15 protein-coding genes are annotated in these 14,633 nt (G+C 61.7%); 13 read left to right on the top strand and 2 right to left on the bottom strand.

Annotated features, from left to right (window positions below; translation table 11 throughout):
- The first annotated feature begins 381 nt into the window (after positions 1-381).
- The 3 genes from ABMA32_RS13595 to ABMA32_RS13585 all read left to right on the top strand — a co-directional run bounded on the left by ABMA32_RS13595 (position 382) and on the right by ABMA32_RS13585 (position 3,162).
- The gene (locus tag ABMA32_RS13595) at positions 382-1,422 is read left to right on the top strand and encodes a sugar phosphate isomerase/epimerase family protein (RefSeq protein ID WP_349014282.1); all 1,041 of its coding nucleotides are present in this window, start codon (positions 382-384) and stop codon (positions 1,420-1,422) included.
- A gap of 188 nt (positions 1,423-1,610) precedes the next feature.
- Positions 1,611-2,156 carry a dTDP-4-dehydrorhamnose 3,5-epimerase family protein gene (locus ABMA32_RS13590; RefSeq protein WP_349014281.1) on the top strand — a complete coding sequence of 182 codons (546 nt, stop codon included), beginning with the start codon at positions 1,611-1,613 and terminating at the stop codon, positions 2,154-2,156.
- 49 nt (positions 2,157-2,205) lie between these two features.
- On the top strand, positions 2,206-3,162 hold the full coding sequence (locus ABMA32_RS13585) for a glycosyltransferase family 2 protein (protein ID WP_349014280.1): 957 nt from the start codon (positions 2,206-2,208) through the stop codon (positions 3,160-3,162).
- A 33-nt stretch (positions 3,163-3,195) separates the two neighbouring features.
- Here the strand turns inward: ABMA32_RS13585 and ABMA32_RS13580 are convergent, their stop codons facing one another.
- Complete coding sequence (locus ABMA32_RS13580) at positions 3,196-3,981, bottom strand: DeoR/GlpR family DNA-binding transcription regulator (protein WP_349014279.1); 786 nt, start codon at positions 3,979-3,981, stop codon at positions 3,196-3,198.
- A 366-nt stretch (positions 3,982-4,347) separates the two neighbouring features.
- Here ABMA32_RS13580 and ABMA32_RS13575 point away from each other — a divergent pair, with 366 nt between their 5' ends.
- The 10 genes from ABMA32_RS13575 to ABMA32_RS13530 all read left to right on the top strand — a co-directional run bounded on the left by ABMA32_RS13575 (position 4,348) and on the right by ABMA32_RS13530 (position 13,397).
- On the top strand, positions 4,348-5,757 hold the full coding sequence (locus ABMA32_RS13575) for an ABC transporter substrate-binding protein (RefSeq protein WP_349014278.1): 1,410 nt from the start codon (positions 4,348-4,350) through the stop codon (positions 5,755-5,757).
- Positions 5,758-5,862: 105 nt separating this feature from the next.
- The gene (locus ABMA32_RS13570; RefSeq protein WP_349014277.1) at positions 5,863-6,735 is read left to right on the top strand and encodes a carbohydrate ABC transporter permease; all 873 of its coding nucleotides are present in this window, start codon (positions 5,863-5,865) and stop codon (positions 6,733-6,735) included.
- A 4-nt stretch (positions 6,736-6,739) separates the two neighbouring features.
- On the top strand, positions 6,740-7,657 hold the full coding sequence (locus ABMA32_RS13565; protein WP_349014276.1) for a carbohydrate ABC transporter permease: 918 nt from the start codon (positions 6,740-6,742) through the stop codon (positions 7,655-7,657).
- Positions 7,657-8,748, top strand: a complete 1,092-nt coding sequence (locus tag ABMA32_RS13560; protein ID WP_349014275.1) for an ABC transporter ATP-binding protein — start codon at positions 7,657-7,659, stop codon at positions 8,746-8,748. The genes ABMA32_RS13565 and ABMA32_RS13560 overlap by 1 nt, the downstream gene beginning before the upstream one ends.
- Positions 8,745-9,845, top strand: coding sequence for an ABC transporter ATP-binding protein (locus ABMA32_RS13555; protein ID WP_349014274.1), 1,101 nt, complete (start codon positions 8,745-8,747; stop codon positions 9,843-9,845). The genes ABMA32_RS13560 and ABMA32_RS13555 overlap by 4 nt, the downstream gene beginning before the upstream one ends.
- Positions 9,842-10,042 carry a hypothetical protein gene (locus ABMA32_RS13550; RefSeq protein ID WP_349014273.1) on the top strand — a complete coding sequence of 67 codons (201 nt, stop codon included), beginning with the start codon at positions 9,842-9,844 and terminating at the stop codon, positions 10,040-10,042. Before ABMA32_RS13555 ends, ABMA32_RS13550 begins: the two co-directional genes overlap by 4 nt.
- On the top strand, positions 10,035-11,042 hold the full coding sequence (locus tag ABMA32_RS13545) for a dihydroxyacetone kinase subunit DhaK (RefSeq protein ID WP_349014272.1): 1,008 nt from the start codon (positions 10,035-10,037) through the stop codon (positions 11,040-11,042). The genes ABMA32_RS13550 and ABMA32_RS13545 overlap by 8 nt, the downstream gene beginning before the upstream one ends.
- A 10-nt stretch (positions 11,043-11,052) precedes the next feature.
- On the top strand, positions 11,053-11,685 hold the full coding sequence (gene dhaL, locus ABMA32_RS13540; RefSeq protein ID WP_349014271.1) for a dihydroxyacetone kinase subunit DhaL: 633 nt from the start codon (positions 11,053-11,055) through the stop codon (positions 11,683-11,685).
- 25 nt (positions 11,686-11,710) lie between these two features.
- Positions 11,711-12,598, top strand: a complete 888-nt coding sequence (gene lsrF, locus ABMA32_RS13535) for a 3-hydroxy-5-phosphonooxypentane-2,4-dione thiolase (RefSeq protein WP_349014270.1) — start codon at positions 11,711-11,713, stop codon at positions 12,596-12,598.
- Between the two features lie 25 nt (positions 12,599-12,623).
- Positions 12,624-13,397: an SDR family oxidoreductase gene (locus ABMA32_RS13530; protein WP_349014269.1), complete on the top strand. Its 774-nt coding sequence runs from the start codon at positions 12,624-12,626 to the stop codon at positions 13,395-13,397.
- Positions 13,398-13,432: 35 nt separating this feature from the next.
- Here the strand turns inward: ABMA32_RS13530 and ABMA32_RS13525 are convergent, their stop codons facing one another.
- The gene (locus tag ABMA32_RS13525; RefSeq protein WP_349014744.1) at positions 13,433-14,407 is read right to left on the bottom strand and encodes a glycosyltransferase family 2 protein; all 975 of its coding nucleotides are present in this window, start codon (positions 14,405-14,407) and stop codon (positions 13,433-13,435) included.
- Positions 14,408-14,633 lie beyond the last annotated feature (226 nt).

Genomic DNA, 14,633 nt, shown 5'->3' with positions numbered 1-14,633 from the left:
GGACGGCTCTACCGTCGACTTTACGAGAGACAGCGGCACTTGTCGCCGTCAAAGGAAACAAGCCGGACTGATGGGGACAACTACCCCATCAGGGCGCGTCCGAGGGCGGAAACTGGCGACCCAGGATCGCGTCCGATATCTTTTCGCCGATCATGATGGTCTGCCGATACGTGTTGCCGGTGGTCAGGGAAGGCATCAGCGAGGCGTCTGCGATGCGTAGCCGCCGACTTCGGTCGAGCCGGTGAACCTCAGGCATGATGCGAGGAATGGACACGCCGGAAGCAGCCACTATCCGACGATGATTGAATGAGGCTTCATAGTCCGTGGCTCTTGCGAGCCGGTTACGCTACAAGGCTCGGGAATGGGCAGGAGGAGTTGACCATGCAGCAACCGAAATATCCGAAGCTTCACAATGCGATGTGGCCCGGTCTAGTGGGCAAGGGTGGCGATGCGGAGCCTCCGATCGACCTCGACACGATGTTACGGCTGACGGCGGACGCGAGGGTAGGAGATCGCCGGTTCGACGGCGTCGACCTCTTCCTCGCCGACCCACACATTTCGATCGATTCCAGCGATGCCGAGATCGATGCGATCGGGCGCAAGATTTCCGGTCTCGGCCTCGTCGTCGGTTCCGTAGTTGCGCCGGTCTGGCCTTTCACAGGCGGCGGCTCGGCCATGGGCAACCAGGAGGAGCGCGACCGCTTCGTCGAGATGATCCGGAAGGCTTGCCGCATTGCCGGCCGCTTCCGGCAGAGCGGCCTTTGTCCCTACGGCGTCATCCGCATGGATTCGGCAGCCTCCGTCGAGGAGTGGTCGAAGGACCCGGCTGGAAACACCGCCTTGATCGCCGAAACGTTCCGGCGTGCCTGCGATGTCGCCGCTACCTTCGACGAGCGGCTGGCCATCGAGGGCGAAATCTGCTGGGGCGGCATGCACAGCTGGAAATCCGCGGTGGAACTGCTCGAAGCAGTCGACCGGCCGAATATCGGCTTCCAGGCGGACATGGCCCATACGCTCCTCTACACGATGGGGTACAACGCGCCCGAGGCTCGCCTCCTGCCCAAAGACTACGACTGGTCGGACAAGGGGCCGATGCGCGAAGCGCTCGCGAAGGTTTCCGCGGCGCTCAGGCCATGGACGATCGATTTCCACGTTGCGCAGAACGACGCGACGGTGAAGGGATCGGGTGCCCACGATGTTACCGGCAGGCATTGTCAGGTCAACGATCCCAATGGCAAGCTGGATGTGGTGAAAGATGCCGGCTTCTGGCTGCGTGACGAAAAGGGCCAGTTGACCAAGGCTTTCCGCCACATCTGCTGGGATGGCTGCATGTTCTCCAACGAGGTCATGCTGCAGCAGCAGACCTGGAACGACATTCTCGCCGCCATGATCGCGGTCCAGCGGGAATACGGCTGGAGCTGAGGTCAGACGAACAGTCCCTTCGCGCCCTCCGTGGTGCTATGTGACGGCCGGGACTGAATGTGCTGGAGGGCGGGCTGTCAGGACGGCCCGCCCCGGCCTTGAGGCACTTGGCTCGCTATTGATAGCGCCCTTCCGATTGACTATTGCCAGTGTCCAGAGCCGCCCAAAATGCATCAGGAGCCCCAGGGATGTCCAATGACGACCGCCAGCGTCCCCAAGGCTGGATGACGACGGGTACTGCCGACCCGGCCACCGTCACACCGGACTGGGAGATGCTCAACGGTCCCACGATTGACGGCGTCTCGATCAAGGAAATTCGGCCTGTCGCGACCTCAACCGGTTATCTGACGGAAATCTTCCGCGAGGAATGGCGGCTTGATGAGGTGGGTGTCGGCTCGGTCTTCCAGCGCTCCTTATACCCCGGCAGCATAACTGGTTGGCATGCGCATGCTACGACGACGGACCGCCTCTTCTGCTCTGTCGGGACAATCCGCATTTCATTGTATGATGGACGGACATCGTCCCCCAGCTTCGGCACGGTCTGGCACAAGGTCTGCGGAGCGCTTCGTCCGGCCGTCGTCACTATCCCGCCGGGGATCTGGCACGGCGTAGCCTGCCTCGGGCCCGAAACCGCACTTCTGCTGAACATGGTGGACAAGGCTTATTCCTATACCGCGCCGGACCATTGGCGGCTGCCTCCCGACACCGACCAGATTCCCTACAAGCTGGTGTGACGTGCCTCCGGTCGCTGAAGATGGTTTGGCAGACCGTGGAGCGCCGCTGGTGTCGGTGGTTATCGCAACCCACAACCGTCCGGCGGCTTTGAGGGAGGCCATCAAGAGTGTCGTCGCACAAACATTGACCGACTGGGAAGTCGTCGTAGTCGGTGATTGTTGCGAGCCCGACACCCCGGCCACGATTGCTGAGTTCGGCGATCCCCGAATCCATTATGTCGACCTGCCGATAAATTTTGGCGAGCAATCCGGTCCCAACAATCTCGGCATTGCGAAGTCACGCGGCCGCTACGTCTCATTCCTCAATCACGACGACCTCTGGTTTCCCGACCATCTCGCCAGCCTGTGTGCGTGGATCGAGGCAACCGGTGCCGATCTTGCCTTTGCTCGTGCCGCCGTCATGGAGCCTCGTCCGGCTGGAGAGCTTCAATATCGAACGACGATCCTGGGTGGCGGCCGTCGAGGCCGGTACGACCCCGCGTCCACGCTGGCCTGGGCATCGACAATACTGGTGCGCCGATCCTCTGCGGACCTGATGGGGCCATGGCGCGCCGGATCGGAGTTGATTGCCGCGAGTTCGCAGGACTGGCTGTTCAGGGCATGGCGCAAGGGCCTCGTCCTTGCCAGCATGCCGCATCTGACAGTCCTGCTGATCCAATCGGGGTCTCGCCAGGGAAGCTATCTGGCAAACCAGGCTGATGAACAGGCGGCGCTCTTTCGACACATGCATGCGGACGCAGACGCGCTGAGGCTGCTTCTTCTCGAAAGCGCTTCCGAGCCCAAACCTTCCAGCACGCTGCGGTACTGGAAACGTCGTTTCTACGCGGCGTGCGGTATCCATCCCGACGCCAGGTCGTTTCGCCGAAACTTCGGACCGGGAGATTTCATCCAGAAGCTGCGGCGAATCCGCGGGCTTGAAGCTTCTCCCATACGCGAGCCTGGCGTGGACGACTTGCGGGACCGTTACCGCAAGAAGGTATGCCGGACTTCTGTAGCGAAGGACTAGCGCCACGCCTGCATGGACGACAAAGGGCCGTGTTCAGACCAGTTCGGGCCTGATGCCGGCCTGCGTCATGCGCTCCACCACGGACCTGTCGACCGAGCTCGAAACGAGGACGACGTCGAAGACGCTGAGGTCGGCGACGTAGTTCAGGGCGGAAAAGTGAAACTTGCTTTCGTCCACCATCAGGATTTTCTTCCGCGCGATCTCGATCATCGCCTGCTTGGTCCGAACGACGTTCTCGTCCTGGGTGAAGAGCGACATCCCCTGGATCGTCGTCGTGGACAAAAGCGCCACGTCCACATGGTAAGAACGGATCGCCTTTTCGCAGGCCATGCCGAAGAAGCCATTGTAGCCTCGATGGTACTTCCCGCCGAGGCCGATAAGGTCGACATCCTGCTTGTCTCGCAATTCTTCCATCACCGGGAGTGCGTTGGTGATGACGGTCAGGGGCGTGACCTGATCGATGAAGTCGCAGACATGGAAGGTTGTCGAGCTGTCGTCCCAGACAACCGCGTTGCCGGGTTCGATATGGGCAACAGCGGCGCGCGCAAGGCGCCTTTTTTCATCGACATGCTGGCGGGCGCGATACAGATAGCTGCTCTCGAACAGCATCGATTTTTCGGCTGAAACCGCACCGCGGATACGGCGCACCAATCCCTGGTCATGAAGATCGTTCAGGTCACGGTGGATCGTCATAAGCGACACGTCGAGAGTCGTCGCCAGATCCTTGATCTGCGCCGAGCCCGTTTCCATCAGGATGCGAATGATTTCCGACCGGCGCAGTTCGGCCTTCGACATCTGCGGTGCGTCATCCTCATCCATGGCGAATCCCCTTGAAGGCTTGTTCCAACTTTTAACAACACCTCCGCGTGACGCCAGATAAAAATGTTAACATACCAAAAATGTGATGTTGCATCGCAGCAGCGCGTGACATTGGGAGGCGCGAGACTTCAATTCGAAAAGGCCAGAAAACAAAGGAAATTTCGCCTTATTGCATCGCAGAAACCCGTCTGTTATGGCCATGTTATGTAGCTATTCGCCCAAGGTTAAACGAGATATTTAACGCGATTTTATGCTCTAAATAACTTTTCTATTGATATTTTTTAACATGGCTCATACGGTGAAATGAGGGGCAGGAGAGGTTGGGTCAGCGATCCGGCGCCCCGCGAAACCAGTGGAGGAAATGAAATGAACAAGCCTTTGCGCACACGTCTCTTGACGTCGGCCGCAGCGCTTGCGGCGGGCCTTGCCGCAAGCTCGGGCGCCGCTCGCGCCACCGATCTCACATTCGTCTGGCATGCCGGAACCTGCGCCGACGCGCTGGTTGAGATTTCCAAGGACTATCCCGACAAGAGCGTGAAGATCGTTCCCGCGCTGGTGCCATATGGCCCGCAGTGGCACGACAAGATCGCATCCGAATTCGCCATCCAGGGCGACGCCTTCGACTTCGCCATGTGGGACAGCCAGTCGACAGCCGAATTCGCATCGCACGCAGTCAAGATCAACGACATCTTTGACAAGTCGGAATACCTCAAGGCAGATATCTTCCCGCCGGCGTCGCTGTCGCGCTACGGCGAATATCCCGACGGTTCGGGTGAGTTCTTCGGCCTGCCGGCCAACCAGGACGCCTACGGCCTGACCTACCGCAAGGACCTCTTCGAGGATCCCAAGGAGCAGGAAGCGTTCAAGGCCAAGTATGGCCGCGACCTCACAGTGCCGCAGACCTACCAGGAAGCCAAGGAAGTTGCCGAATTCTTCACCCGTCCCGACCAGGGCCTCTATGGCTGGGCGCAGATGGGCGGCCGCGACTATGACTTCGCGACGACGGCATCGAACTCCTTCCTCTGGTCGTTCGGTGGCGAGCTCTACAATCCCGAGACGTTCGAGGTGAAGGGCTATCTGGATTCGCCTGCGTCGGTCGATGGCGTGCAGGCCTACGTCGACATGTTCAAGTTCGGACCACCCGGTTCGAGCAACTGGGGCTTCGACGAAGTCAACACCGCGATCCAGCAGGGCCAGGTGGCCATGGCCATGCAGTGGTTCTACTTCAACGGCTCAAATGCCGATCCGAAGGTCTCGAAGTTTGCTGACAAGGTCGGCTTCGCTGTCCTTCCCGGCGCTGTCGGCCGTGACGGCAAGTTCCGCCGCCAGTTCTCGGTCGGTGGTCAGGGCATGGGCATCAACAAGTATTCCAAGAAGCTGCCCGAGCTGACCAAGTTCATGGAGTGGTACTTCCAGCCCGAGCAGCAGAAGCGCTATGCCGCCGTCTGCCAGACCGGCCTGAAGGCCGTTCTCGACAGCCCCGACTGGCAGAACCTGAACTCCTACAACCACCAGTTCTCGCAGGCACTCGCCTACCTGAACGACTACTGGCACCTGCCGGAGTATCCGATCCTGCTCGACGAGCTGCAGCAGGAAGTCTCCGCCGCCGCAGCCGGCACAAAGACCGTGCAGCAGGCACTGTCCGACGCGGCCGAGAAGAACGAGCGCACGCTCGAGCGCGCCGGGTATGAGATCAAGCGTGGCGATACCACGCCTGAGGTGCCGGATCAGACCATCTCGCCGGTCGGCCAGGACAAGGTCGTTCCCGTCGAGTGACGGCTATGGTCCCGGGCACGGTTCTCCGTGCCCGGTCCTCCCAAGGGCGTCCGGATGCATTGCGGCCGGACGCCGCTTCCGCGTATTTTTCGTACAGGCTGACGCATGAGCCCTTCCCGGACAACCACGTTTGACCTCGTAAGCCGCTGGCTGATCTTCGGCCTGCTCGCGGTCTATACTCTCTACAACATCGGGCCGGTCTTCTGGCTGGTGCTCTCGTCGTTCAAGAGCCGCATGGACCTTTTCGCCATGCCGCCAAAGCTCTTCTTCACGCCTGACTTCTCCGGCTACCAGAGCGTCTTCGGCGTCGGCGCGGCGGCCAACAGCGCCTCCTCGGTCGGCGTCTTCGATTCGCTCGTCAACAGCATCATCGTCTCCGTCAGCGGCACGACGCTGGCCGTCGCCTTCGGCACGCTGGCTGGCTATGTCTGCTCGCGCTTCAATTTCATCGGCAAGGGCGACTTCATGTTCTTCGTCCTGTCGACCCGCATGCTGCCGCCGGTCGCGGTTCTGGTGTTCTATCACCTCATGTTCGCACGGCTCGGCCTCACCGACACGCGCTTCGGCCTCACGCTCGTTTCCATCTTCGCCAATGTCGGCCTCGCCACATGGATTATGAAGGGGTTCTTCGATGGTGTGCCGAAGGAAGTCGAGCAGATCGCCATCGTGAACGGCTATACCCGCATGTACGCTTTCACGCGCCTCGTCCTCCCGATGGTGAAGGGTGGCATCGCGGCGACTGCCGGCTTCTGCTTCATCTTCGCCTGGAACGAATTCGCCTTCGCCTCGATCCTCACAACGACGCAGGCCAAGACTCTGCCGGTCAAGATTTCGGCGGCCTCGGGCGCCACTGGCCTGGAGTGGACTCAAATCTGCGCCGCTGGCGTGGTGCTCATCATTCCGGTGCTCATCTTCTTCTACCTGATCCGAAAGCATCTCCTGATGGGCATGACCTTCGGCGTGCTGGGCAGGAGATGATCCGATGAGTGCGCAATCCCACACCGCTCGTCAGGTCGAGCTGAAGCGCCAGTCCTCCGGTCGACTGATGATCTTCGGTTTCCTGTCGCCAACGCTGGCGATCCTGCTCTTCATGGTTGCCTACCCGTTCGTCTCGCTGGTCTACTATTCGTTCTTCAACTTCTCGGCCCTGCGCCAGACGACGATGAAGCCTGTCGGCCTGGGCAACTACGAGTTCCTGCTGTCCGATCCCCAGCTCTGGGACCGCTTCGTCTTCACCGGAAAGTTTGTCTTCATCTGCGTGACACTGCAGATGCTGATCGGCATTTTCGTCGGCTACCAGCTGCAGAAGAACTTCAAGGGTCGCGACATCGTCTTTACGGCGCTGATGATGCCCATGATGCTGTCGCCGGTCGTCGTCGGCTTCCTGTGGCGCTACATGCTGAACTCCGAATGGGGCATCGTGAACTTCCTGCTCTATTCGGTCGGCCTGCCCAAGATCGACTGGCTGGGACAGGCCAATGCTGCGCTCTGGGCGGCGGCCGCCGCCGATACATGGATGTGGACGCCCTTCATCATCCTGCTCGCGACTGCCGCTTTCCGTGGCATTCCCGAGACGATTCACGAAGCGGCCGAAGTGGACGGCGCAAGCCCGGCCTACAAGTTCTTTCGTATCACCTTGCCGATGGCGGCTCCCGTGCTGTTCATCGCACTCATCCTGCGGCTGATCGACAGCTTCAAGCAGTACGATTTGTTCGTGGCGCTCACCGGCGGCGGTCCCGGCACGGCGACGGAAACGGTTTCCTTCGCGGTCGCCAAGACAGCGTTCAGCTATTTCTATACCGGCGAGGCGTCGGCGCTGGCGGTGATCCTGCTCGTCATCATCATCGGCCTGTCGATGATCCTCGTGCGTCACCTGCAGAAACTGGGCGAGCGCTACTGATGGCCGAAATCGAACTCAAGGACCTGTCGATCGAGTTCGGCGCCTTCAAGGCCGTCGACAAGGTCAACCTGACAGTCAGGAACGGCGAATTCGTCGTCTATCTGGGGCCATCCGGCTGCGGCAAGACGACGACTCTGCGCTGTATAGCCGGGCTGGTGAATGCGACCTCGGGCGACGTGCTGTTCGACGGCAGGCGCGTCAACGACCTGTCCGCCAGCGAGCGCAACATCGCCATGGTGTTCCAGTTCGTCTCGCTCTATCCGCACCTCAATATCCGCGAGAACATCATCTTCCCGCTCAAGGCGCGCGGCATTCCCCGCGCCGAGATCGCGCGCAAGCTCGACTGGGTGACCGGCATCTTTAATCTGGGCGACGAGCTCAAGCGTTATCCCTCGGCGCTGCCGCCGGGCGCCCGCCAGAAAGTGGCTCTCGCGCGCGCCGTGATCCGCAATCCTGCCGTGCTGCTGCTCGACGAGCCGTTGTCGGCGATCGACGAGCAGTTCCGCGAGGAAATGCGCTGGGAGCTCGGCCACCTGCAGCGCGAGCTCGGCGTCACCACGATCTACGTCACGCACGACCAGCGCGAGGCGATGAGCCTGGCCGACCGCATCGTGCTGATGAGCGACGGGCGCATCGTGCAGGTTGGTGAGCCGGATCGCATCTTCCTCGAACCAGAGAATGTCTTTGCAGGCCAGTTCATCGGCTCGCCGTCGATGAACCTGATCGACCTCACGCCGGTCGATGGCGGCCTCACGCTCGGCGGCAGCAACGTGACGCTGACGCCCGCTAGCAATCTCATTCCCGAATGGGCGGTCGCCAGCCGCCGGAAACTCAAGCTCGGCGTACGGCCGCTCAACGTGCATCTCGTCGAACCGGGCAGCGACCCGACCGCCTTCCCGCTTGCCGTGGACGACGTCTTCTCCGTCGGGCGCGAGCGCTTCTTCATGTTCTCGATCGACGGCGTTCCCTATCAGGGTGTCGACAAGCGCAAGACCGCCGTCAGCGCGGCCAATGCCGTGCATTTCGTGCCGGACGGGCTTCTGTTCTTCGACGCCGAAACGGGCCTCCGCGTGACGGGAGACGCAGCATGACCCTTCCGATGTTGAAGCTCGAAGGGCTGAAGAAATCCTACGGCGCCAAGCGTGCCCTGCGCGGGCTCAATCTGGAGGTTCCGGACAACGAGATCCTGGCATTGCTGGGGCCGACTGGAGCCGGCAAGAGCACCACGCTTCTGGCCTCGGCCGGACTGGTCAGGCTCGACGCAGGCAAGGTTTCGCTTGGCGGGCGGGAGGTCACCGATATCGACCCGTCGGCGCGCGACGTATCCATCGTCTTCGAAGGTTTCAACCTGCTGCCCGTTCTCGACGTGAAGGACAACATCGCCTTCGCGCTGCGCTCGCCGACCTATCGCGAGGAGGAGGGCGAAATCAGGACGCGTGTCGGCCGTACGGCGGAGCTGCTGCGGATTTCGCATCTGCTCAACCGCGACGTCGACACGCTGTCGGGTGGCGAGCGCCAGCGTGTCGCCATTGCCCGCGCCCTCGTGCGCCGTCCAAAAATGTTCCTGCTCGACGAACCCCTCTCGGCGCTCGACCTGAAGCTGCGCGAAGGACTTCGAGCCGAGCTGAAGCAGATCCATCGCCAGCACCGCTCGACCATGCTCTACGCCACGCACGATTATCACGGAGCGATCGCGATCGCCGACCGGCTCGCGATCATCGACGGCGGTGTCATGCAGCAGACCGGCACGATCGACGAGATCATCGCCTTGCCGGCGAATGTCACCGTCGGCCGCCTCATCGGTAGCCCGTCGATGGCCTTTTTCGACGCAATCATTGCGGACGGGTCGGTACGTCTCGCTGGCGGCGCACAGGCTCTGCCGCTCGCCTCTTTCGGCGAAACCAAGCCGGAAAGCGGCAAGATTCGCCTTGGCGCATGGCCCGAGGATATCGAGGTCGAGCCGGCAGGTGCCGCGGGTGCGAACTCCGGAACCATCTATGCCGTCGACAATCGAGGCTTCGAGCGCGCCGTGCAGGTCAATTCCGATGCGGGATCGTTCCGCAAGGTGCTGCGGCCCGGACAGTCCTTTGATCAGGGCGATGCCTGCTCATTCCGCATCGACTCCGGCTTCCTGTTCGATGCGGCTACAGGCGTGCGCATCTCGCACCTGGGAGGGAACCCGGCATGAGCGATCTAACCAAGACCTGGCTGTACCGCATCGCGTCTGGCCTGATCCTGATCGGCTTCGCGATGCTCTGCCAGCCCTTTACCCACGATTTATTTGCGTTCGGCTTTCCGGTTTTGCTTGCAGGCGTGGTGCTGTTCATGATCCTCGATCATGTGCCGGACGCACGGCCGCATAATCAGGAGGAGAAAATTGGCTAATCCGAAGAAGATTCTCAACGACCCCAAGAAGGTCGTCGCCGAGATGCTGGAAGGACTGGTGTTCGCCAATGACGGGCGCCTGCGCAAGCTGGAAAAGCACGCAGCGATCGTGCGCACCGACCTGCCGGAAAGCAAGGTCGCGCTGCTGATCGGCGGTGGCAGCGGCCACGAACCGATCTTCCACGGCTTCGTCGGCAAGAATATGGGCGACGGCGCCGCTTGCGGCCAGGTGTTTGCGGCTCCCTCGCCAGATATCATCGTAGCGGCGGCCAAGGCGGTGCATCGCGGCAAGGGCGTCCTGTTCCTCTATGGCAACTATGCCGGCGACAACATGAACTTCGACATGGCCTCGGAGATACTTACCGAGGACGAGGGCATCGATGTTCGCACCGTGCGCGTTACCGACGACGTCGCCGCCGCGCCACCCGAGCGCATGCATGACCGCCGTGGTGTCGCAGGAGACCTTTACGCGATCAAGATCGCCGGCGGCGCAGCGACTGAGTGCGATACGCTGGATGAGGTTGAGCGCATCGCGCGCAAGGCAGTCGCCAATCTCCGCTCGATCGGCATTGCTGTCTCGGCGGGCTCCATCCCCGAGACCGGCAAGCTCACCTTCGAACTCGCCGACGACGAGATCGAGATCGGCATGGGCGCGCATGGCGAGGCCGGCGTGTCGCGCCAGAAGATCGCCCCGGCCGACGTCGTCGCCGACCAGATCATGGAGAAGCTGCTCTCCGACCTGCCGTTCAGGCGCGGCGACGAGGTTGCTCTGATGATCAACAATCTTGGCGCAACGACGATGATGGAGATGCTGATCGTCAACCGCCGCATACGCCAGATCCTCGAGCGCGAAGGCATCAGGGTGCATCGCACCGATGTCGGAACGTGGTTGACGGTGCAGGAGATGGCCGGCTTCTCGGTCACCCTGCTGAGGCTCGACGACGAGTTGAAGCACTATCTCGACCTGCCGGCGGAATCGCTCGGCTATTCGCGGATGTGAGGGCGGGGCGATGAGCGACACACTCGACGCAACGCAGGCGCGCGACATGCTGGTCGCTGTCTCGCGATACATGATCGACCGGACCGACACGCTCACCGACGCCGATCTCGCCATCGGCGACGGCGACCATGGCATCGGCATGCGGCGCGGATTTGAGGCGGCGCTCGAAGCCCTCAACGGCGAGACGCCGGAAACCGTCGATGCGCCCTTCAAGGCGACTGGCATGGCCATCATGTCCAACACGGGAGGCGCTGCCGGTGCCGTGTTCGGGACGCTGTTCCGTGCCGGCTCGAAAGGCTTTTCGGGCGACGTCATCGACGGGGCCGCCTTCGCGGCGTTTCTCGAGGAAGGCCTTGCCGCTGTGTTGAAGCGCGGTGGCGTCACCGAGGGTCAAAAAACGATGGTCGATGCGCTGGCGCCGGCGGCGCGGGCCGCTCGCGCGGATTCCGCGAACGGACTGCAGGCGGCAACCGCCGCAGCGCTGGACGGCGCTCTGCAGGGCGTCGAGGCCTCAAAGGCGATGATCGCGACGACAGGCAAGGCGCGCTCGCTCGGCGAACGCAGCATCGGTCATCCCGACCCCGGCGCGATCTCCATCTCGCTGATCCTGACCGCGATGCGCGACTATACGCACAAGAACTGAAGAACAGACCAAAGAGGATACGGATATGGCCGATCTGGATGATATTAAGGATGGCAAGGACTGGGGCCAGGGCCGTCCGGCTGACACCAGTCGCTTTTTCCTGAAGGGCGCTGCACATCATGATTGGGGCATGAAGGCGCGTCTGTCGCGTATCTTCAATCCGGCCAGCGGCCGCACCGTCATGCTCGCCTTCGACCATGGCTACTTCCAGGGCCCGACCACCGGGCTGGAGCGCATGGACCTGACGATCGCTCCGCTTGCCGAACATGCCGACGTGCTCATGTGCACGCGCGGCGCGCTGCGCTCGGTGATCCCGCCTGAAGTCAACAAGCCGGTCGTGCTGCGCTGTTCCGGCGGCAACTCGATCCTGACCGAATTGTCCAACGAACTGGTTGCCGTCGATATCGACGATGCGATCCGTCTCGGCGCCGTCGCCATGGCCGCTCAGGTCTATGTCGGCGCCGAATACGAGCATAAGTCGATCTCCAACGTCGTGAAGCTGATCGACACGGGCACGCGCTATGGCATCCCGACAATGGCGGTCACCGGCGTCGGCAAGGACATGGTGCGTGACGCCCGCTATTTTGGTCTCGCCACGCGTATCGCCGCGGAGATCGGCGCGCAGTTCGTGAAGTCCTATTATGTCGAGGAGGGTTTCGAGAAGATCGTCCTCGGCTGCCCGGTCCCGATCGTCATCGCCGGTGGCAAGAAGCTGCCGGAGCGCGAGGCGCTCGAAATGGCCTGGCAGGCGATCGACCAGGGTGCTGCCGGCGTAGACATGGGCCGCAACGTGTTCCAGTCGTCGAGCCCTTCGGCCATGCTGCAGGCGCTGCAGGCAGTGGTGCACAACAATGAACGGCCAGACCAGGCCTATGCGCTCTTCAAGGACTTCGAACAGAAGAAGGCAGCCTGACGTCATGGATAGCCCGGCGACCTCCGTGCAGATATCCTCCGGTCCCCTGGAGGGCCGTCTTGTGGCGGTCACCGGTGCCGCCAGCGGCATCGGTCGGGAGATCGCGCGGACGTTCCTGAACGCCGGTGCGAAGGTTGCGGCGTTGGACGTCAACCTCGCGCTGCTCGGCGACCTCGGCAAGGAACTCGGCTGCCATACGGGCTATTGTGACGTCACCGATGAGGCCTCGGTTGCCGAGGCCTTTGTTGGGTTGGACCGGGCGCTCGGCGGTCTCGACATCCTCGTGTCCAACGCTGGCTCGGCGCCACAGGGCGCCATCGGCGATCTGTCCGTCGATGATCTCAAGCGCAGCTTCGACCTGAATTTCTTCGGTCATCATCTCGCCAGCCAGGCGGCACTGAAGATTTTTCGCAGGCAGGGCAGGGGTGGGACGATCCTCTTCAACATCTCCAACCAGTCAGTCAATCCCGGCAAGGATTTCGGCCCCTATGGTCTGCCGAAGGCCGCGACGCTGGCGCTGATGAAGCAATATGCGCTGGATCACGGCCACGAAGGCATCCGGTGCAACGGCGTCAATGCAGGGCGCATCCGCTCCGGCCTCATGACGGACCAGATGATCATCGACCGAGCTGCTGCACGTGGCCTGAGCCCGGCTGCCTATATGTCTGGCAACCTGCTTGGCGTCGAAGTCACCGCCAGCGACGTGGCCGACGCCTTCCTGCACCTCGCTCAGATGGACAAGGTCAACGCGGCGGTGCTGACGGTCGACGGCGGCACGATCGCAACCGCATTGCGGTAGATTGCCATGTGTTACGAAAAGGAAGCGATCGCGCTCTACGCGCCCGTCGTCTCTCTATAGTGCGAGGACGTCGCACCCCAGAACACGGATAAACGTCCGACGATCCAGCCGAACGAGCGCGCTATGGGCACGAGGCTGGCGCCTCTCGTGATCGGAATTACAAGGATTTGAAACCCGGCGCCGGCCGCCCGCATGGCCACTGAGATCGGCACCCAGGACAGCGCGGCGGAATCCCTTTCGATCTTGCGTCTCAGCGAGACATTGGACTGGTCCCGCGCGCGCCGGAATTGATAGCGCAGCGAAAGTCGATCGACTGAAATGGTCTCCCGGACGATCGCATCGGGAGCCCATCCAATGCGAACCCCCGCCACCCTTGCGTCGTAGCAAAACTTCGCGTCGCTGCCCCCGGTGAAGCGCAGGCGTTCATCGAATGAAAGGCCGTATTTCGCCATAAGCGATACGTCCGCAAGCCAATTGCTTGTCACCACCGTCGTGGCCTCCAAGCCATTGGCCTTGACCTTGGCATTCTTTCTGGCCAGCCTGTCACGCACTCCGCGGAAGACGACAGCCTGCCAGAACGTAAGCGGTTCAGGCGGAGGCACAGGCTCGACCGGCCCGCCGATCAGGCCCCAGCCCGTCTTGCGATACGCCTCTACCATCTTGACCAGCCAACGCGTATCAGCGGTTTCGTCGTCATCGATGAAGAGCATCACATCGGCATTGCGTTCCAAGGCGATTTTACAGGCCCTGTTTCTGGCGATCGGGATGCCCTGTTGGGTTTCCAGATAATAAACCAGTTCCGCGTCGCTCCAGGCGCCGCCCATTTTTTTCGGCAGCTTGGCGCTGCGGGCCCCATCATTTTCTACAACCAGGAATGTACACCGACAATTGCGCGGGCGCTCGAGCTTGGTCCACGACTCCAGCAGCGCGCCAAGCATCTTCGGCCGGCGGCGAGTGATCGTCGCAACGACAACGTTTAACGATCCCTCCCGTTTACTCAAAGGAAGCATGGCTACCACTTCTCGGGGTTGTCCACCTTCGATGAGACGGATGTTCTGGGGCTACTTTTTTGGGTGCTCCGCTGAAAATCAAGTGCTTCTTTTGAATTCGTAGAAAAAGAACGCACCAATCCACCACCGATATCCTTTGGCTCAGATTGTGACGGCTGACGCCGCCGCTTCGTGTAACTGAACCCGGTCAGTTGCACATGGCAACGGTACCATTGACGTCTGCCTC

Source organism: Mesorhizobium quangtriensis (assembly GCF_040081925.1).
Lineage (GTDB): Bacteria > Pseudomonadota > Alphaproteobacteria > Rhizobiales > Rhizobiaceae > Mesorhizobium_K > Mesorhizobium_K quangtriensis.
The sequence above is the reverse complement of the archived record's forward strand: the minus strand, read 5'-3'. Positions and strand labels throughout refer to the sequence as shown.